Annotated in this window: 18 protein-coding genes; 11 read left to right on the forward strand and 7 right to left on the reverse strand. The window is 72.6% G+C overall.

Translation table 11 applies throughout. From position 1 onward, the window contains the following. Nucleotides 1-2 precede the first annotated feature (2 nt). The 6 genes from ACGFQ9_RS09565 (at nt 3) to ACGFQ9_RS09590 (ending at nt 5,027) form a co-directional block, all read left to right on the forward strand. On the forward strand, nt 3-1,955 hold the full coding sequence (locus tag ACGFQ9_RS09565; protein ID WP_393572860.1) for a phosphatidylglycerol lysyltransferase domain-containing protein: 1,953 nt from the start codon (nt 3-5) through the stop codon (nt 1,953-1,955). Nucleotides 1,956-2,016: 61 nt separating this feature from the next. Next, on the forward strand, nt 2,017-2,889 hold the full coding sequence (folP, locus tag ACGFQ9_RS09570; RefSeq protein WP_393572862.1) for a dihydropteroate synthase: 873 nt from the start codon (nt 2,017-2,019) through the stop codon (nt 2,887-2,889). A 58-nt stretch (nt 2,890-2,947) separates the two neighbouring features. Continuing rightward, nucleotides 2,948-3,391: a nuclear transport factor 2 family protein gene (locus tag ACGFQ9_RS09575; RefSeq protein ID WP_393572864.1), complete on the forward strand. Its 444-nt coding sequence runs from the start codon at nt 2,948-2,950 to the stop codon at nt 3,389-3,391. Nucleotides 3,392-3,514: 123 nt separating this feature from the next. After that, nucleotides 3,515-3,874, forward strand: a complete 360-nt coding sequence (gene folB / locus ACGFQ9_RS09580) for a dihydroneopterin aldolase (protein ID WP_393572866.1) — start codon at nt 3,515-3,517, stop codon at nt 3,872-3,874. Next, complete coding sequence (gene folK, locus ACGFQ9_RS09585; RefSeq protein ID WP_393572868.1) at nt 3,871-4,470, forward strand: 2-amino-4-hydroxy-6-hydroxymethyldihydropteridine diphosphokinase; 600 nt, start codon at nt 3,871-3,873, stop codon at nt 4,468-4,470. The genes folB and folK overlap by 4 nt, the downstream gene beginning before the upstream one ends. Nucleotides 4,471-4,532: 62 nt before the next feature. Then, nucleotides 4,533-5,027 carry a DUF3180 domain-containing protein gene (locus tag ACGFQ9_RS09590; protein WP_393572870.1) on the forward strand — a complete coding sequence of 165 codons (495 nt, stop codon included), beginning with the start codon at nt 4,533-4,535 and terminating at the stop codon, nt 5,025-5,027. Between the two features lie 22 nt (nt 5,028-5,049). Here the strand turns inward: ACGFQ9_RS09590 and ACGFQ9_RS09595 are convergent, their stop codons facing one another. Continuing rightward, the gene (locus tag ACGFQ9_RS09595) at nt 5,050-5,646 is read right to left on the reverse strand and encodes a TetR/AcrR family transcriptional regulator (RefSeq protein ID WP_393572872.1); all 597 of its coding nucleotides are present in this window, start codon (nt 5,644-5,646) and stop codon (nt 5,050-5,052) included. A 114-nt stretch (nt 5,647-5,760) separates the two neighbouring features. Here ACGFQ9_RS09595 and ACGFQ9_RS09600 point away from each other — a divergent pair, with 114 nt between their 5' ends. After that, nucleotides 5,761-6,627 carry an NAD(P)-dependent oxidoreductase gene (locus ACGFQ9_RS09600; protein WP_393572874.1) on the forward strand — a complete coding sequence of 289 codons (867 nt, stop codon included), beginning with the start codon at nt 5,761-5,763 and terminating at the stop codon, nt 6,625-6,627. Between the two features lie 41 nt (nt 6,628-6,668). On the opposite strand, the gene ACGFQ9_RS09605 is transcribed toward ACGFQ9_RS09600, so the two are convergent. The 3 genes from ACGFQ9_RS09605 to ACGFQ9_RS09615 all read right to left on the reverse strand — a co-directional run bounded on the left by ACGFQ9_RS09605 (nt 6,669) and on the right by ACGFQ9_RS09615 (nt 9,024). Then, complete coding sequence (locus tag ACGFQ9_RS09605; RefSeq protein WP_393572875.1) at nt 6,669-6,878, reverse strand: hypothetical protein; 210 nt, start codon at nt 6,876-6,878, stop codon at nt 6,669-6,671. An 84-nt stretch (nt 6,879-6,962) separates the two neighbouring features. Continuing rightward, the gene (locus ACGFQ9_RS09610; RefSeq protein WP_393572877.1) at nt 6,963-7,823 is read right to left on the reverse strand and encodes an arylamine N-acetyltransferase; all 861 of its coding nucleotides are present in this window, start codon (nt 7,821-7,823) and stop codon (nt 6,963-6,965) included. 58 nt (nt 7,824-7,881) lie between these two features. After that, nucleotides 7,882-9,024, reverse strand: a complete 1,143-nt coding sequence (locus ACGFQ9_RS09615; protein WP_393572879.1) for an NADH-quinone oxidoreductase subunit D — start codon at nt 9,022-9,024, stop codon at nt 7,882-7,884. A gap of 80 nt (nt 9,025-9,104) precedes the next feature. Between ACGFQ9_RS09615 and ACGFQ9_RS09620 the strand changes: the two genes are divergently transcribed. The 3 genes from ACGFQ9_RS09620 (at nt 9,105) to ACGFQ9_RS09630 (ending at nt 11,921) form a co-directional block, all read left to right on the forward strand. Then, a complete protein-coding gene (locus ACGFQ9_RS09620; RefSeq protein ID WP_393572880.1) occupies nt 9,105-9,602 on the forward strand; it encodes a PH domain-containing protein in 498 nt (165 codons plus the stop codon). Nucleotides 9,603-9,640: 38 nt separating this feature from the next. Next, a complete protein-coding gene (locus ACGFQ9_RS09625) occupies nt 9,641-11,062 on the forward strand; it encodes a PH domain-containing protein (protein ID WP_393573028.1) in 1,422 nt (473 codons plus the stop codon). Between the two features lie 235 nt (nt 11,063-11,297). Further along, nucleotides 11,298-11,921, forward strand: a complete 624-nt coding sequence (locus tag ACGFQ9_RS09630; protein ID WP_393572882.1) for a hypothetical protein — start codon at nt 11,298-11,300, stop codon at nt 11,919-11,921. 33 nt (nt 11,922-11,954) lie between these two features. Here the strand turns inward: ACGFQ9_RS09630 and ACGFQ9_RS09635 are convergent, their stop codons facing one another. Together ACGFQ9_RS09635 and ACGFQ9_RS09640 are read right to left on the reverse strand one after the other, a co-directional pair. Then, the gene (locus ACGFQ9_RS09635) at nt 11,955-12,632 is read right to left on the reverse strand and encodes a response regulator (RefSeq protein WP_393572883.1); all 678 of its coding nucleotides are present in this window, start codon (nt 12,630-12,632) and stop codon (nt 11,955-11,957) included. A 41-nt stretch (nt 12,633-12,673) separates the two neighbouring features. After that, the gene (locus tag ACGFQ9_RS09640; RefSeq protein WP_393572885.1) at nt 12,674-13,879 is read right to left on the reverse strand and encodes a sensor histidine kinase; all 1,206 of its coding nucleotides are present in this window, start codon (nt 13,877-13,879) and stop codon (nt 12,674-12,676) included. 172 nt (nt 13,880-14,051) lie between these two features. Here ACGFQ9_RS09640 and ACGFQ9_RS09645 point away from each other — a divergent pair, with 172 nt between their 5' ends. Next, the gene (locus ACGFQ9_RS09645; protein ID WP_393573030.1) at nt 14,052-15,014 is read left to right on the forward strand and encodes an SAM-dependent methyltransferase; all 963 of its coding nucleotides are present in this window, start codon (nt 14,052-14,054) and stop codon (nt 15,012-15,014) included. Between the two features lie 187 nt (nt 15,015-15,201). Here the strand turns inward: ACGFQ9_RS09645 and ACGFQ9_RS09650 are convergent, their stop codons facing one another. After that, nucleotides 15,202-16,752 carry a M28 family metallopeptidase gene (locus ACGFQ9_RS09650; protein WP_393572886.1) on the reverse strand — a complete coding sequence of 517 codons (1,551 nt, stop codon included), beginning with the start codon at nt 16,750-16,752 and terminating at the stop codon, nt 15,202-15,204. Nucleotides 16,753-16,875 lie beyond the last annotated feature (123 nt).

The raw sequence follows: 16,875 nt of genomic DNA on the forward strand, positions 1-16,875 counted from the left end.
CGATGTCTAGCAGGATAGATGCCGATAAGTCCGGACAGGTTCCGAACCGGATCCGGCGGATTCTTCGCGGACCACGACCGGAGAAGGTACCCGGGCTGGTCGGCGCCGCCGCCACCGTCGTGGGTCTCCTCGACATCGCCGCGGGGGTCTTCCCGCGCTTCCGGCACAGCCGCATCCACGCGGTCACCGAGGTGCTGCCCGGCTCCCTCGGCCCGTTCGCCGCGGCCCTGGCCATCAGCGCCGGCGTGCTCCTGCTGCTCCTCGCGCACGGCCTCAAGCGCCGCAAGCGCCGGGCCTGGCGGGCGGCCGTCTTCCTGCTGCCGGCCGGCGCGGTGGCGCAGTTCACGTACCGTCACTCGATCATCGGCGTGGTGATCGCGGCCGCCCTGCTCACGCTGCTGATCCTCCACCAGGGCGAGTTCAAGGCCCTCCCGGACCCGCGCAGCCGCTGGACCGCGCTGGTCAACTTCATCCTGATGAGCGCCGGCTCCATCGGCCTGGGCCTGGTCATCGTCAACTCCCACCCGGGCCGGGTCATCGGCCACCCCGGCCTCTACGAGCAGATCACCCACGTCATCTACGGGCTGTTCGGCTTCGAGGGCCCGGTCGACTACGCCGGCCGGGTGTCCTGGACCGTCGGCTACTCCCTCGGTGCCCTGGGCATGCTGACCGCCCTCACCACCGTCTACCTCGCCTTCCGCCCGGAGCACCCGGCCGCCCGGCTGACCGCCGAGGACGAGACGAAGCTGCGCGAGCTGCTCGTCAAGCACGGCGGCCGCGACTCCCTGGGGCACTTCGCGCTCCGCCACGACAAGGCCGTGGTCTTCTCGCCCAGCGGCAAGGCGGCCGTCACCTACCGCGTCGTCTCCGGAGTGATGCTGGCCTCCGGCGACCCGATCGGAGACGTCGAGGCCTGGCCCGGCGCCATCGAGCGGTTCATGGAAGAGGCCAAGGCCCACTCCTGGACCCCGGCCGTGATGGGCTGCAGCGAGACCGGTGGCGAGGTCTGGACCCGCGAGACCGGCCTGGACGCGCTGGAGCTCGGCGACGAGGCCATCGTGGACGTCAAGGACTTCTCGCTGTCCGGCCGCGCTATGCGCAACGTACGGCAGATGGTCAAGCGCATCGAGCGCAACGGCTACTCCACCAAGGTCCGCCGGGTCAGCGAGCTCGACGAGACCGAACTGGAGCACGTCCGGGCCGCCGCGGCGGCCTGGCGCGGCACCGACACCGAGCGCGGCTTCTCCATGGCGCTCGGCCGGGTCGGCGAGCCCGGCGACGGCGACTGCATCATCGCCACCGCCCACCGGAGGGACGACGACGAGGGCGACGGCGCCCCGGCAGGTGCGTACGGCGATCTGAAAGCGGTCCTGCACTTCGTGCCGTGGGGGCCGGACGGCATGTCGCTGGACCTGATGCGCCGCGACCGGGCCGCCGACCCCGGCATGAACGAGCTGCTGATCGTCGCGGCCCTGCAGGCCTGCCCCGACCTGAAGATCGAGAAGGTCTCGCTCAACTTCGCCATGTTCCGCTCGGCGCTGGCCCGCGGCGAGAAGATCGGCGCCGGCCCGGTCCTGCGCGCCTGGCGCGGCCTGCTGGTGTTCCTCTCCCGCTGGTTCCAGATCGAGTCGCTGTACAAGTTCAACGCGAAGTTCCAGCCCCGCTGGGAGCCCCGCTTCGTGGTCTTCCGCTCCACCCGTGACCTGCCCCGCATAGGCTTCGCCGCGATGCAGGCCGAGGGCTTCGTCACCCTCGCGCTGCCGCGCCTCTTCGCGAGCCGCCGCCGCCCCAAGCCGGTCCGCACCTGCGCCCACGTACGCCACACCGGCCACGGCGATGCCAAAGGGGGCCAGGGCAACGGGGACCGGGCCGACCGGAACGGCGGCGGAGGCCGCACCGCCCACCCCCTGAGCCCGCTGGCCGGCCAGCCCGAGCGCGAGGTCCAGCCGGCCTGACCGGTGCCCCGCCCCCGGGCCCGCGGGCCGGGGGCGATCAGGCAGCCCTACCCTGGACAGCATGAACACGATGCGCGGGCCCGCCGCCAGGGGCCGGGTCGAAGGGCTGCCGGAGTGGGACCGCTGCGCGGTCATGGGCGTGGTCAACGTGACCCCCGACTCCTTCTCCGACGGCGGCCGCTGGTTCGACACCACCGCGGCCGTCAAGCGGGGCCTGGACCTCGTAGCCCAGGGCGCCGACCTGGTGGACGTGGGCGGCGAGTCCACCCGGCCGGGCGCCACCCGCGTCGACGCCGACGAGGAGCTCCGCCGGGTCGTCCCGGTGGTCCGCGGTCTGGCCTCCGAAGGGGTCACCGTCTCCGTCGACACCATGCGCGCGGCCGTGGCCGAGCAGGCCGTCGCGGCCGGCGCGGTCCTCGTCAACGACGTCAGCGGAGGCCTCGCCGACCCCGCCATGATCCCGGCCGTCGCCGACACCGGAGCGCCCTTCGTGGTCATGCACTGGCGCGGGTTCAGCGAGGACATGAACCGGCTCGCCGTGTACGAGGACGTGGTCGGCGAGGTCACCGCCGAGCTCCGGGCCCGGATCGACGCCGTCATCTCCGGCGGGATCGCCCCCGAGCGGCTGGTCGTCGACCCCGGACTCGGCTTCGCCAAGCAGGCCGAGCACGACCTCGCCCTCGTCGCCCACCTCACCGACCTGCGGGCCCTGGGCTTCCCGCTGCTGGTCGCCGCCTCCCGCAAGCGCTTCCTGGGCCGCGTCCTGGCCGGGGACGGACAGACCGCCCCGCCGCCGGCCCGGGAACGCGACGCCGCGACCGCCGCCGTCTCCGCCCTCGCCGCGCACGCCGGAGCCTGGGCGGTGCGGGTTCACGAGGTCCGGGCCACCGCCGACGCGGTTCGGGTCGCCCGGGCCGTGGAAGGAGCTCTGTAAGCGGGATCCCCGTGCGGCAGGGCGGGGGAGAAGGCGAAGGAGACGGCGAAGGAGACAGGTGAGCAGAACCGACATCGAGGCGGTCGAAGAGACCAACACGGCCTTCTACGAGGCCATGGAACGGGGGGACTTCGACACTCTGTCGGGGCTCTGGCTCGACGACGAGATCTCCTGCGTGCACCCCGGCTGGCCGGTGCTCACCGGGCGCGGCGAGGTCCTCCGCTCGTACGCGCTGATCATGTCGCACACCGAGTACATCCAGTTCTTCCTGACCGACACCAAGGTCGCCGTGATCGGCGACACGGCGGTCGTCACCTGCACCGAGAACATCCTCAGCGGGGGCCCCGCGCAGGAGGGCCAGGACCTCGGTCCGCTCGTCGGGCAGCTGGTCGTCGCGACGAATGTGTTCCGACGCACACCGGAGGGGTGGCGACTGTGGTCCCACCATGGTTCTCCGGTCCTGACCGAGGAGGACGAAGCGGACGAAGAGGGCGCCGCGTGACCCCTCGGGCAGGGTTTGCTGCTAATCGCAGGTAAATTCGAAGGGAGACGCCGCCGACCGCACTCGGCGGAGGAGCAACTTCGAAGAATCTTCGAAGCACCGACGAAAGCAGGAGTGATTCGCGTGGATCGTGTCGCGCTGCGCGGCCTCAAGGCCCGCGGGCACCATGGCGTCTTCCCCCGGGAGCGCGAGGAGGGCCAGACCTTCATCGTGGACCTGGTGCTGCACATCGACTCCCGCCCCGCGGCGGCCGACGACGACCTGGCGAAGACCGTCCACTACGGCGTCGTGGCCGAGGAGGTCGTGGACGTGGTCCAGGGCGAACCGGTCGACCTGATCGAGACGCTCGCCGAGCGCATCGCCCAGCAGTGCCTCAAGCACGAGGCGGTCGCCCAGGTCGAGGTGGTGGTGCACAAGCCGGACGCGCCGATCACCGTCCCGTTCGACGACGTGACCATCACGATCACCCGGAGCCGCGTGTGAACCAGACCCAGAGCGACCCCACCGTGCAGCCCGTCCCCGCGTCCGTCGTCGAGACCGTCGACGCGGCCGACGTGACGCTCTCCAACCCCAAATGGGCGGTCATCGCGCTCGGCGCGAACCTGGGCAACCGCCTGGAGACCCTCCAGGGTGCCGTCGACGCCCTCGGCGACACCCCCGGCCTGCGGGTCAAGGCCGTCTCCCCGGTCTACGAGACCGAGCCCTGGGGCGTGGACCCGGAGTCCCAGCCCTCGTACCTCAACGCGGTCCTCGCGGTGAAGACCACCCTGCCGCCGTCCTCCCTGCTGGAGCGCGGCCACGCGGTGGAGGAGGCCTTCCACCGGGTCCGCGAGGAGCGCTGGGGCGCCCGCACCCTCGACGTCGACATCATCGCGTACGCCGACGTGGTGTCGGCCGACCCGGTGCTCACCCTGCCGCACCCGCGTGCCCACCAGCGCGCCTTCGTGCTGGCTCCCTGGAACGACATCGACGCGGAGGCGCAGCTCCCCGGCCTCGGGCCGGTCGCCGCGCTGCTGGCCGGGCTGGACCGGACGGGCATCACCCTCCGCCCGGACCTGGAACTCCACCTCCCCGAGTAGTCGTTCAATACCCTGGAGCCGCTGTGGTCAGGACGAGCGGGACGGGAACGGGGTAAGGGTTCGTGAAGCAACTGAGGCTGGGAGTCCTCGCCGGCATCTTCATCGTCGCCGGCGTCCTGTCCTGGGCGGGCGCCCGCCTGTGGAACTCCTACGGCACTCTGCCGGGCGTGCCGCTGGCCGCGCCGATCGTCCTGGCGGTCATCGCGGCCGTCCTCCTGGCCACCGCGCTGTCGCTGCGCTCGCGCCTGAAGGCCCAGCGTGAGCGCCGCCCGGGGGCCAAGGGGGTCGAGCCGCTGATGGCGGCCCGCGCGGTGGTCTTCGGCCAGGCCAGCGCCCTGGTCGCGGCCCTGGTCGCCGGCATGTACGGCGGCACGGGCCTGTTCCTCTTCCTGGCCGACCTCACCCAGGTCCCGGCCCGCCGCGACCAGGCGGTCTACGCCGGCTTCGCGGTGCTGGCCGGGTGGGCGGTGATCGCGGCCGCCCTGTTCCTGGAGCGCGTCTGCAAGCTCCCCGAGGATGAGGAGGGCCCCGGCCCCACCGCCTCGGCCCGCGCCTGATCCCGTTGCGCGGTCAGCGCGGTCAGCGCGTCCCGGCGTAGGAACGGAGCAGGCGGGCCAGGTGCCGGCCCGCCGTCAGGAGCGGGGTCTGGCTCCGGTCGACCTGGGCGGCCGTTTCCGCGCCCTCCAGGGTGTTGATCACGGTCAGGGCCAGGTCCCGGGACTCCTCCTCGGCGAGCCCGCTCGCCACCAGCTTCTCCTCCACCAGTCGTCGCCAGTTCGCGAACGCCTCCGCGCAGGCCGCCTGGAGCTCCGGCATGCGCCCCACCGACTCCAGGGCGGTGGCCGTGACCGGGCAGCCATCACGCCAGTCCGAGTCGCGCAGCGCTTCCGCCAGCATGACCGCCACCGCCTCCACCGCCTCTGCCGGGTCCGTTCGGGAGGCCAGGCCTGCGGCCAGCATCCCGGCGAACTCCTGGTCGCCGTGGCCGATCGCGGCCACCGCCAGCTCCTGCTTTCCGCCCGGGAAGAAGTGGTAGAGCGAGCCCAGCGTGGCCTCCGCCTCCTTCGCCAGTTGCTTTACCGGCGTGCTCTCGTAGCCGCCGTGCTGCATCAGCCGGGAGGCGGTCCGGACCAGACGGTCGCGGGTGCCGAGCGGGACGGAGGTCGTGGTCGTCATGGGCACGATCGTACCGGCGAAATGGATAGAGCGTTCGTTCCAGTCCCGTGTTACGGTCATCCCGTGCTCTGGATAGAGCGTTCGTTCTAGTCCGTCGCAGGGGAGAAGTACGCCATGAACAGCAGCAACACCGTGAGCATCCTCGGCCTGGGCCCCATGGGGCACGCCATGGCCGCCGCCTACTTGGACGCCGGTTACGGGGTGACCGTCTGGAACCGCAGCGCCGGCAAGGACGAGGAACTCCTCGGGCGGGGAGCGCGCCGCGCGGCCACCGCCGCCGAGGCGGTCGCCGCCTCGCCCGTCACCGTCCTCAGCCTGATCGACGTGGACGCGATGTACCCGTCCCTCGACGGGGCCGACCTGACCGGACGCGTCCTGGTCAACCTCTCCTCCGACGTGCCGGAGAAGGCGCGGGCCGCGGCGGAATGGGCGGCCGCGCGCGGTGCCTCGTACCTCACCGGCGGGGTCACCGTGAATCCGTCGGGGGTCGGCAAGCCGGACTCGCAGATCTTCGTCAGCGGTTCGGAGGAGGCGTACGAGGCGCACCGCGCGACGCTCGACGTCCTCGGCGCCACGGACTTCCAGGGCAGCGAGCCGGGCCTCGCCCAGCTCCACTACCAGCTGGGCATGACGATGTTCTGGACCGCGTTCACCGGCTTCCAGCAGGCCGTGGCCATCGCCCGCGCCAACGGGCTGACGGCGGCGGACATCCTGCCCCACGCCCGTGCGACGGCGGAGAGCCTGCCCGGCTTCTTCGACTGGTCGGGCGCGCTCATCGACGCCGATGACCACAGCGGCGAGGACGCGCGCCTCGCCATGTGTGCCGCCAGCGTCGAGCACGTCCTGCACACGGCCTCCGCCGCGGGCATCGACACCGGCATCCTCGCCGCCCACGCCGCCCTCTACCGCCGCGGGATCGAGGCGGGCTTCGGCGCCGACGGCACCACCCGGCTGGTCGACCTGCTCGCCGAACCGGCGTGAGGGACTGCGGGAGCGCCCGGCAGATCACGGCCGGGCGCCCGCTAGAACAGCGGCAGCTGCCCCGGCATCTCGGCCAGCGCGAAGCCGTCCAGGGTGGGCGCCGACGCGCCCAGCACCACCCGCGCCCGCGATCCGGGGCAGGAGACCAGCTCGCCCCGGCTCGCCGGCGGGTCGTGCCGGGCGATCCGCCCGGAGGTGACGGCACAGTCGCGGCCGCAGACGGGGCAGGCTCGGCGCGGTGAAGCGGACATGGCCCCAAGTGTGCCCGCCCGCACCGACACCGGTCCGGGCGGGCCGGCCGGCGGGCGCCGGCAGGGCGCCGCCCACCGGTCGCGTCAGTCCGCCGCGGCCCCCGCGGCCCGCTCCGCGAGCCACACCTCGTGGGCGGCGCTCACCTTCGCCCACAGGGCCGTGCGGTCCTCCGGCGTCAGGTCGTCCAGCTCCCGCCCGAACACCGTGGCGATGGCGTCGTAGAACTCCTCCGCGGTGTCCAGCACCCGCTCGGTCGGGCCCTTGGACGGGTCGATCCGGCTCAGCACGCGTCCCCGCATCAGGTCGATGCCCTCGGCGTCGCGCCGCAGCAGCGAGAGCGTCCGGATGAACGGGGAGTCCTCGTCGGTGGACAGCCGCTGGTGCTCGTCCGCGAACTCCGCCATCGAGGCGGGCGCGGCCCGGAAGTTGGCCACCGGGAACGGGCCGCCGCTGGTGATGTACGTCCAGCCCGGGGCCTCCGGCCCGGACAGCGGCTCCATGCAGTAGCCGAACCCGCCCTGCTCGTACGCGCCCTCGCGCAGCGGCAGCGGGGAGTGCGGCCCGTCGCCGAGCCCGGCGTCCACGAAGAACGCCTCGCCGTCGACCCGGACGGTCAGCACCATGTGGTTGCCGTTGACGCTGCGCTCCTGCGCGTCCTCGTAGACCCCACCCACGTGCCGGGTCACGTCGTAGCCGAGGAACTCCAGCAGCGCGCAGAAGCCGCCGTTGAGGTGGAAGCAGTAGCCGCCGCGCCCGGCGGCGAACCGGCGCGCCGACAGCTCCGGATCGATGCCCGGGGGACGGCCGAGGTAGATGTCGATGTTCTCGTACGGAACCCGTTCGAGATGGGCGCGCTGCAGGGCGAACAGGGCCCCGGCGGAGGGCTTGCCGGGGTCGGGCATGCCGAGTCGGCGCAGATAGCCATCGAATATGCCAGATGTCATGGCCCCACCCTAAACACGTGAAGCCATGCCTCCGGGTTCAACCAGCCCTGAAACGCGCTTACTTGTCGATATCGCCGACCACGAAGAAGAACGAGCCGAGGATCGCGACCATGTCCGCGACCAGCGTTCCCGGCAGCAGCTCGACCAGCGCCTGGATGTTGTTGTACGAGGCAGACCGCAGCTTCAGCCGGTACGGGGTCTTCTCGCCCTTCGACACCAGGTAGTAGCCGTTGATGCCGAGCGGGTTCTCCGTCCAGGCGTACGTGTGGCCCTCCGGCGCCTTCAGCACCTTCGGCAGCCGCTGGTTGACCGGGCCCGGCGGCAGCTCCGCCATCCGGTCCAGGCAGGCGTCCGCCAGGTCCAGGGAGTTGTTCGTCTGGTCGAGCAGGCACTCGAAGCGGGCCAGGCAGTCGCCCTCGGTGCGGGTGACCACCTTCAGCACGTCCTGCAGCTCGCCGTAGGCCAGGTACGGCTCGTCGCGGCGCAGGTCGAAGTCGACACCGGAGGCGCGGGCGATCGGCCCGGACACCCCGTACGCGTGCACCGTCTCGGCGGACAGCACGCCCACCGAGCGGGTCCGGCCGCGGAAGATCTCGTTGCCGTGCACCAGCTTGTCGTAGACGTCCATCCGCGACCGGCATTCGGCGACGGCCGCCCGGGCCCGGCCGAGCCAGCCCGCGGGCAGGTCCTCCTTGAGGCCGCCGACCCGGTTGAACATGTAGTGCATCCGGCCGCCGGAGATCTCCTCCATCACGGCCTGGAGGTCCTCGCGCTCGCGGAACGCGTGGAAGATCGGGGTGATCCCGCCCAGCTCCAGCGGGTACGAGCCGAGGAACATCAGGTGGTTCAGCACCCGGTTGAGCTCGGCGAGCAGGGTGCGCATCCACACCGCGCGCTCGGGCACCTCCATGCCGAGCATCCGCTCGACGCCCATGACCACGCCGAGCTCGTTGGAGAACGCCGACAGCCAGTCGTGACGGTTGGCGAGCATGACGATCTGCCGGTAGTCCCGCGCCTCGAAGAGTTTCTCGGCGCCCCGGTGCATGTAGCCGACAACGGGCTCGGCGCTGCGGATGCGCTCGCCGTCGAGGACGAGCTTCAGGCGCAGCACGCCGTGCGTGGAAGGGTGCTGGGGCCCGATGTTGAGCACCATGTCGGTGCTCTCCGCCGCGCCGCCGATGCCGACCGTGGTCTCCGTCATGGCGGCATTGTCTCAGTCCGGCCGGTGATCTCGTCCTCTGGTCCCACAGGGCGGATCTCCGGGAGTCCTAGGGTTGAGACATGGACACGGGGACGGAGACGGGGGCCGCGCCGGAAGGGCCCGGCTGGGTGGGGCTTCCGGGCGGACTGCTCACGGTGCGGCGGCTGCTGCTGGTGATCTGGATGACGGTTCTGACGGTGGCCACGGCTGTCATGTCGGGCCTGTGGATCGGCCCGGCCTGGGCCGCCCTCGGGCTGTTCTGGATCGCCGTGCTCGGCTGGGGCTGGTGGCTGCTCGGCCGGAACTGGCGGTCCTGGCGGTACGCCGAGCGCGCCGACGACCTGCTGATCAGCCGGGGCGTGCTGTGGCACGAGCAGACGGTGGTCCCGTACGGGCGGATGCAGCTGGTCGAGGTGTCCTCGGGGCCGCTGGAACGCCGCTTCGGACTGGCGACGATCCAGCTGCACACCGCGGCCGCGGCGACGGACGCGAAGATCCCGGGCCTGGACCCGGCCGAGGCCGAACGGCTGCGGGACCGGCTCACCGAGCTCGGCGAGGCAAGGTCGGCGGGGCTGTGAGCGCGCCGCACGAGCCGGGACCGGCCGCCCACGGGCGAGTGAGCCGAAGGGGGCGCGCCGGCGAAGGCGGGCGAGCGCCCGGAGGACACCGTGACGAAGGAGCGGCTTCCGAGGACGCACGCCCGCCCGGAGCCGACACCGGCGCCCCCGGAGGCGAACCGAGCTCCAGCAGCACGGAGCATCGGCTGCATCCCTTCACGCCGCTGCGGCGGGCGTGGGTGCCGATCGCGGCGACCGCCGGCGTGCTCTTCCACCAGGGGGACCGTGCGGTCCGCTGGATCGAGCAGGCCGGCTCCGCCCTGCTCCTGCTGGTCATGGCCGGGGTGGTGCTCGTGGCGAGCGCCTACGGCCTGCTCAGCTGGTGGTTCACCCGGTACGCGGTGACCGAGACCGAGCTGCGCATCCGTACCGGCCTCGTCTTCCGGCGCACGGCGCACATCCGCCTGGAACGGCTCCAGGCGGTGGACGTGACCCGGCCGCTGCTGGCCCGCTTCGCCGGGGTCGCCAAGCTCAAGCTGGACGTCATCGGCACGGAGGACAAGGACGAGCTGGCGTTCCTGGGCGAGCGGGAGGCGCTCGCGCTGCGCGCCGAGCTGCTCGCCCTGGCGGCCGGCTTCACACCGGCCGAGGCGGCGGCCGTCGGCGAGGCCCCGGTGCGCGAGCTGCTCCGGCTGCCCACGCCCCGCCTGGTGCGGTCGCTGCTGCTCACCCTCTCCAGCTGGGGCGCGGTGGCCGCCGCGCTGGCCGTTCCCGTGGTGGTGTGGCTGCTCAGCGACAACCTGTGGGCCACCGTGCTGACCCTGCTGCCGGTGCTCGGCGCGGCCTGGTCGGGCACCGCCGGCCGGTTCCTCACCGAATACGACTGGACAGTCGCCGAATCCCCGGACGGGCTCCGGCTGGACCACGGCCTGCTGGACCGGGCCCACGAGACGGTGCCGCCCGGCCGGGTCCAGATGGTCCGGATCGTCGAGCCGCTGCTGTGGCGGCGGCGCGGCTGGGTGCGGGTGGAGCTGGCGGTGGCCGGCTCGAAGAACGACGTGCTGGTCCCGGTCGCCCCGCGCGAGCAGGCGTACGCGGTGGTCGCCCGGGTGCTGCCCGGGGTGGACCTGTCCGCCCTGTCCTTCGACCCCTCACCCGCACGTGGCGCGCGCTGGGTGGTCCCGGTGTGGTGGAAGGGCTACGGCCTGGCGGTCTCCCCGGAGCTCTTCGCGGCCCGCCACGGCCGGCTGTGCCGGCGGACGGAGATCGTGCCGCACGCGAAGGTGCAGAGCGTGCGGCTCACCCAGGGCCCGTGGGAGCGGGCGCGCGGCCTGGCCGACGTCTGCGTGGACACCGGTGCGGACGACACGGTGACGGCCCGGCTGCGGGACGCCGCGGAGGCCGCGGAGCTGCTCCGCGCTCAGGCCGACCGGTCCCGGACCGGCCGGGCGACGGCCCGCCCGGACCGCTGGATGACCTGACGCCGGATGACCTCACGCCGGCCGCCGGCTGACCTCACGCCGGCCGCCGGCTGACCTCACGCCGGCCGGTGGAGCGGGCCGCCGTCGGCCGTACGGGCGGTTGTGCCGGGCAGCCGGGGTAACCGTCCGCAGTCACCCGTAACCCCCGGGTCGCTCTGGGTAACCCCGGACCGACGGACTCTCGATCCGGTCCGTCGACCGGCACCATCGGCAACTCAAGGGACTGACTGCACCGATGAACCTCAAGCCCGCACGCCTGCTCGCCGCCGCCCGCCTGGCCGTACCCGCCGCGGCCGCGCTCACCATGACGGTCGCCCTCGCCGCCCCGGCGTCCGCCAGCCCCGCGTTCGTGACGCGCAGCGGTGGCGAGGTCCGCTTCGCCGCCCTGCCCGGAGAGGTGAACACCGTCACCTTCAACATCGTCTCCGGCAACGTCGTCGTCACGGACACGACGTCCACGCTGACGCCCGGCCCCGGCTGTGTCCCGCTCACCCCGAACAGCGTCCGCTGCGGCACGTCCACCGGTCTCTCCCGGATCGCCGCCACCCTGGGCGACCAGAACGACAGCGCCACCAACAACACCTCGGCGCCCAGCGACCTCGTCGGCGGCGACGGCGACGACCGTCTGATCGGCGGCAGCGGCCCGGACCGGCTCACCGACCAGGACGGCTGGAACGCCTCTCCCGGTGCCACCACCACCTTCGAAGGCCGCGGCGGCAGCGACGTCATCATCAGCCGCAACGGCGGCTTCGACCGGATCGACTGCGGAGAGACCGCCTTCGACTTCGACGTGCTGGTCGCCGACCCGGCCACCCTCGACACCGGGGTCCCGAACAGCTGCGAGTTCGTGACGCGCTGACGCCCGGCCGCCCTGGGGCGGCCGGGCGGTGCGTCACCCCGCTCCGCCGCCTCCGGCGCGCACCAGCCCGGACTCGTAGGCCATGACCACCACCTGGACCCGGTCGCGCAGCTCCAGCTTGGTGAGGATGCGGCCCACGTGGGTCTTGACCGTGGCCTCCGACAGCACGAGCCGGGCGGCGATCTCGCCGTTCGACAGGCCCTGCGCGACCAGCAGCATGACCTCGCGCTCGCGCTCCGTCAGCCGCTCCAGCTCCTTGTTCCGGGGCTCCGCCGACGTCGTCGGGAGCATCGGGGCGAACCGGTCCAGCAGCCGGCGGGTGGTGGACGGGGCCACGACCGCGTCACCGCTGTGCACCGACCGGATCGCCGCGAGCAGCTCGGCTGGCGGGACGTCCTTCAGCATGAACCCGCTCGCCCCCGCCTTCAGGCCGGAGAAGGCGTACTCGTCCAGGTCGAAGGTGGTCAGGATGATGACCTTCGGGTGCTCCGGGCGTTCACAGATCCGGCGGGTGGCCTCCACACCGTCGAGGCGGGGCATCCGTACGTCCATCAGGACGACGTCGACCTTCGTCGCGCGGAGCACCTCCTGCGCCTCCAGGCCGTCACCCGCCTCCGCGACGACCTCCATGTCCGGCTGGGCGGCGAGCACCATCCGGAAGCCGGTGCGGAGCAGCACCTGGTCGTCGACAAGCATCACTCGGATCGACATCCGCTACCTCGACCTCATTCTTATCGGGATTCTCGGGCTTCTCAGGGCTGCGGCTTCTTCAACGGCAGGAGGGCACTGATCCGGAACCCGCCGCCCGGGCGCGGTCCCGCGTCCAGGGTGCCGCCGACCATACCGACCCGCTCGCGCATTCCGATCAGCCCGTGCCCGGCGCCGTCGGCGCCGCCGTCCTCGTACATCTCGTGGGCCGCGCCCCGGCCGTCGTCCTCGACCAGCAGGCCCAGCCCGTCGTCGAAGTAGACCAGCCGCACGCTGGCCCGGGCATCGGGACCGCCGTGCTTGCGGGTGTTGGTCAGGGCCTCCTGCACGATCCGGTACGCGGTCAGCTCCACCCCGGTGGGGAGCTGGCGCGGGGCACCCTCGACCTCGAAGTCCACGGCCAGGCCGGCCGCCCGGACCTGCTCGACCAGCACCTCGATCTGCTCCACGTCCGGCTGCGGCACGTAGTCCTCGGACGCCTCGGGTTCGCCGGTGCGCAGCACGCCCAGCAGCCGGCGCATCTCGGCGAGGGCCTGCCGGCCGGTGCCGGAGATGGTCTGCAGGGCCTCCTTGGCCAGCTCGGGGGCGGAGTCCATCACGTACGCGGCACCGTCCGCCTGGACCACCATCACCGAGACGTTGTGCGCGACCACGTCGTGCAGCTCGCGGGCGATCCGGGCGCGCTCGGCGGCGACGGCGACCTGGGCCTGCGCCGCCCGCTCCTTCTCCAGCCGCTGGTTCCGCTCGACGAGCTGGGCGTAGTACGCCCGGCGGGTGCGGACCGAGTCGCCCATGACCCAGGCGAGGGCGAACAGCACCATCAGCATGACCAGGGTGAAGACCACCTCGCCCGTGCTGGTGGCCGAGTGCAGGGGCCAGCGGAGCATGCTCAGCACCGGCGCGGCCAGACCGATGCCGAGGGCGGTGCGGGAGATCCAGCGGGGCACGTCCGCGGCGCCGACCGTGTAGAGGAGGATCAGCATCGCGAAGTTCGCCGGGGTCGGCTCGGAGCCGGTGGCCAGCTGGTACGCGCCGGCGCCCACGGTCACCCAGAGCATGGGCACGGTCCACTTGCGGCGCAGCGCGACGGCGGTGGAGAGGGCGGTCACGGCCGGTACGGCGATGAGGCCCTCGGCCGTCGACCCCGCCTGCGCGGCGACCTGCAGCATCCCGAACGCGAAGAGCAGGACAGCCCAGAAGCTGTCGACGCCCGTCGGGTGTCTGCGGAGGAAGTCGTAAAGGCGCTGCACGTAACCCAGCGTAGGGAAAGGGGATGGGTACGGGAGTCAACCACAGGTGCGATTAGGGAACGGGGGACGTACTCCCCAAGGTGGACGGCCCCCTAGCCTTGGTGCGGTGAGCACTGAGAACGGCCCCGGAGAGACCGGCCCGGAGGGCCCCGCGCGGCGGTGGGCCGAAGCGATGGAAACGGCGCTGTACGGGCCGGACGGGTTCTACGTCCGGGCGGGCGGGGCCGGGCCGGCCGGGCACTTCCGCACCTCCGTGCACGCCTCGCCGCTGTACGCGGGCGCGGTGGCCCGGCTGCTGCTGTGGGTGGACGAGGCGCTGGGCCGGCCGGACCGGCTGGACCTGGTGGACGTCGGCGCGGGGCGGGCGGAACTGCTGACCGGGGTCCTCGCGGCGCTGCCGGCCGGGGTCGCGGCGCGGGTCCGGCCGTACGCGGTGGAGCGCGCGGCCCGCCCGGAGGGCCTGGACGGGCGGATCGCCTGGGTGCCGGAGCCGCCGTCGGGGACGACCGGGCTGCTCTTCGCCAACGAGTGGCTGGACAACGTGCCGCTGGACGTGGCCGAGGACGGCCGGTACGTGCTGGTGGGCGAGGACGGTACGGAGACCGCGGGCGGGGTGCTCCCGGAGGCCGACCGGGTATGGCTGGACCGGTGGTGGCCGGGGCAGGGCCGGGCGGAGATCGGGCGGTCGCGGGACGAGGCGTGGGCGGCGGCGGTGGCGACCCTGTCGCGGGGGCTGGCGGTGGCGGTGGACTACGCGCACCTGGCCGGGGCCCGGCCGGAGTGGGGCACGCTGACCGGCTTCCGCGGGGGCCGGGAGGTGCCGGCGGTCCCGGACGGCAGCTGCGATGTGACGGCCCACGTGGCGATGGACGCGTGCGCCGCGGCGGGCGCGTGCGCTACGGGGGACGGGGCGGCTGACTCCCCGGAGCCGGTGCTCCTCACGCAACGCGAGGCGCTCGCCGCGCTGGGGGTCTCGGGGGCTCGGCCCCCGCTGGCCCTGGCCTCGGCGGATCCGGCGGCGTACGTACGGGCGCTCGCGTCGGCGGGGGAGGCGGCGGAACTCACCGCGCGCGGCGGGCTGGGGGACTTCCTCTGGCTCGCCCAACCGGTTCGCCTCGCGGCGCCCTGGCCGTAGGAACCTTTCCCCGCCCCGCCCTCTTCCCGTTGACCGGGGCTCCGCCCCGGACCCCCGGGGCCTGCCCGTCGTGTCCGGCCTGCGGGCCGGTGGGGGCCGGTCGCGCAGTTCCCCGCGCCCCTGGCGCGGCGTGGGGCGGCCCCCGCCGCGGGGGAGCTGGCGGGGGCCGCGTCGGTGGGGGTGGGGGTTACTCCGTGGCGTGGTCGTGGCCGGTGTGGAGGCCGCCGCCGCTGCCGTCGGAGCCGTCGGTCGGCTGCGAGACCACCGGCTTGGACAGCGGTGCCAGGTCGAAGGCGTAGTGGCCGACCGCGTCCGCGATCACGTCCACGTTGATGTCCAGCGCCTTCTGGTCGATGTTGGTGATGTCATCGCCCTTGCCGTGGTAGTTCACGTCGTACGCGACACCCGCCTGCCCGCCGAACTTCGCGGCCTGCGCCTCCGTCTTGATGCCCTCGGCACCGGTGAAGGTGCCGCCCGACGGAATGCCCACCTCGATGAACGGCCCGTAGTCGGAGCGCCCGGAGAAGTCCGTGCCCTCGTGCGGGATCGACTTGGAGTCGAGGAAGTCGGTGATGCCCTTCTCCAGCTGCGCCGAGCCCTCCGGGCCGGGGCCCGCCCCGACGCCGTCGGAGTCGTCGCCGTCGTACACGAAGTACGCGGAGTTCGGCGAGGCGATCATGTCGAAGTTCAGATAGAGCTTGATCTGCTTCTTCTGTTCCTCGCTCAGCGAGCCGACGTACGCCTCCGATCCGAGCAGACCGAATTCCTCCGCCGACCACCACGCGAACTTGACCTTGTTCTTGATCTTGTTCTGGCTGGGCGCGAGGCGCTGGGCGACCTGCAGAATGCCGGCCGAGCCCGATCCGTTGTCGTTGATGCCGGGGCCGTCCGCGACCGAATCCAGGTGTGCGCCGAGGAAGACCGTGTTGTTCGCGTCGCCGCCGCGGGTTTCCGCGACCACGTTGAACGTCTTCCGGTTCTCGCGGAGTTCGCGGATGTCCAGGGTGACCTCGACCGGTCCGGCCGCCGCCTCGGCGGCGAGCTTCTCGCCCTCCTCCTGGGTGACACCGCCCGTGGGGATCTTGCTCAGGGTGGGGTCTCCTATGGTGCCGTTGAGGCCGCCGGCGGTGTTGTTGTAGATCACCGCGCCCACCGCGCCGGCCGCCGCCGCGTTCGCCTGCTTCGCGGCGAAGGTGCAGCCGCCCCGCTTGACCAGGGCGATCTTCCCGGTGAAGGCGCCGGCGGCGAAGTCGCCCGGCTCGCAGCCGTTGGTGTTGTCGGCGTCGACCGGGGCCACGGCGACCTGCGCCGTCACACCGTCCTGCGGGCCGCTCGCCGTGTACGTCATCAGCTTGATCGGGACGTCACGCCCGGCGGCCCCGTTCACGGTGAGCTTCTCCGCGAGGGTCTCGACGTACACGAAGTCGAACTCGTGCCGGCTGACCTGGTAGCCGGACGCCTTCAGCACGGCCTCGACGTACTTCGCCGACTGCTCGTGACCCTTCGAGCCCGCGACGCGTGTGCCGTTGTTGTAGTCGGCGATGCCCTGGAAGACCTTGAGGTGGTTGAAGGCGCCCTTGCCGGTGGCCTCCTTCACCAGCTTCCGGGCGAGCGCGTCGCCCCGTGCGGCGTCGCTCTGCGGGCTGGTGGCACCGGCCGGACCGGCCAGCATCAAGGGGGAGACGAGGGCCGCGGCGGCCAGGGTGGCGGTGGCTACGGCGATACGGCGTGAGGGCATGGAAGTCCTTTCACGACAGGCAGGGTCCTCTGCGGTGGACGCACGTTAGACATCAATGGGCTTCCCTGGCCAGAGTTTTCACTGATTCCGGTTCGTGAATTCCATTTATCGGTACGTCGGCAG

The sequence above is a fragment of the Streptomyces sp. NPDC048603 genome (assembly GCF_043199475.1).
In the GTDB taxonomy this organism is placed as follows: Bacteria; Actinomycetota; Actinomycetes; order Streptomycetales; family Streptomycetaceae; genus Streptomyces.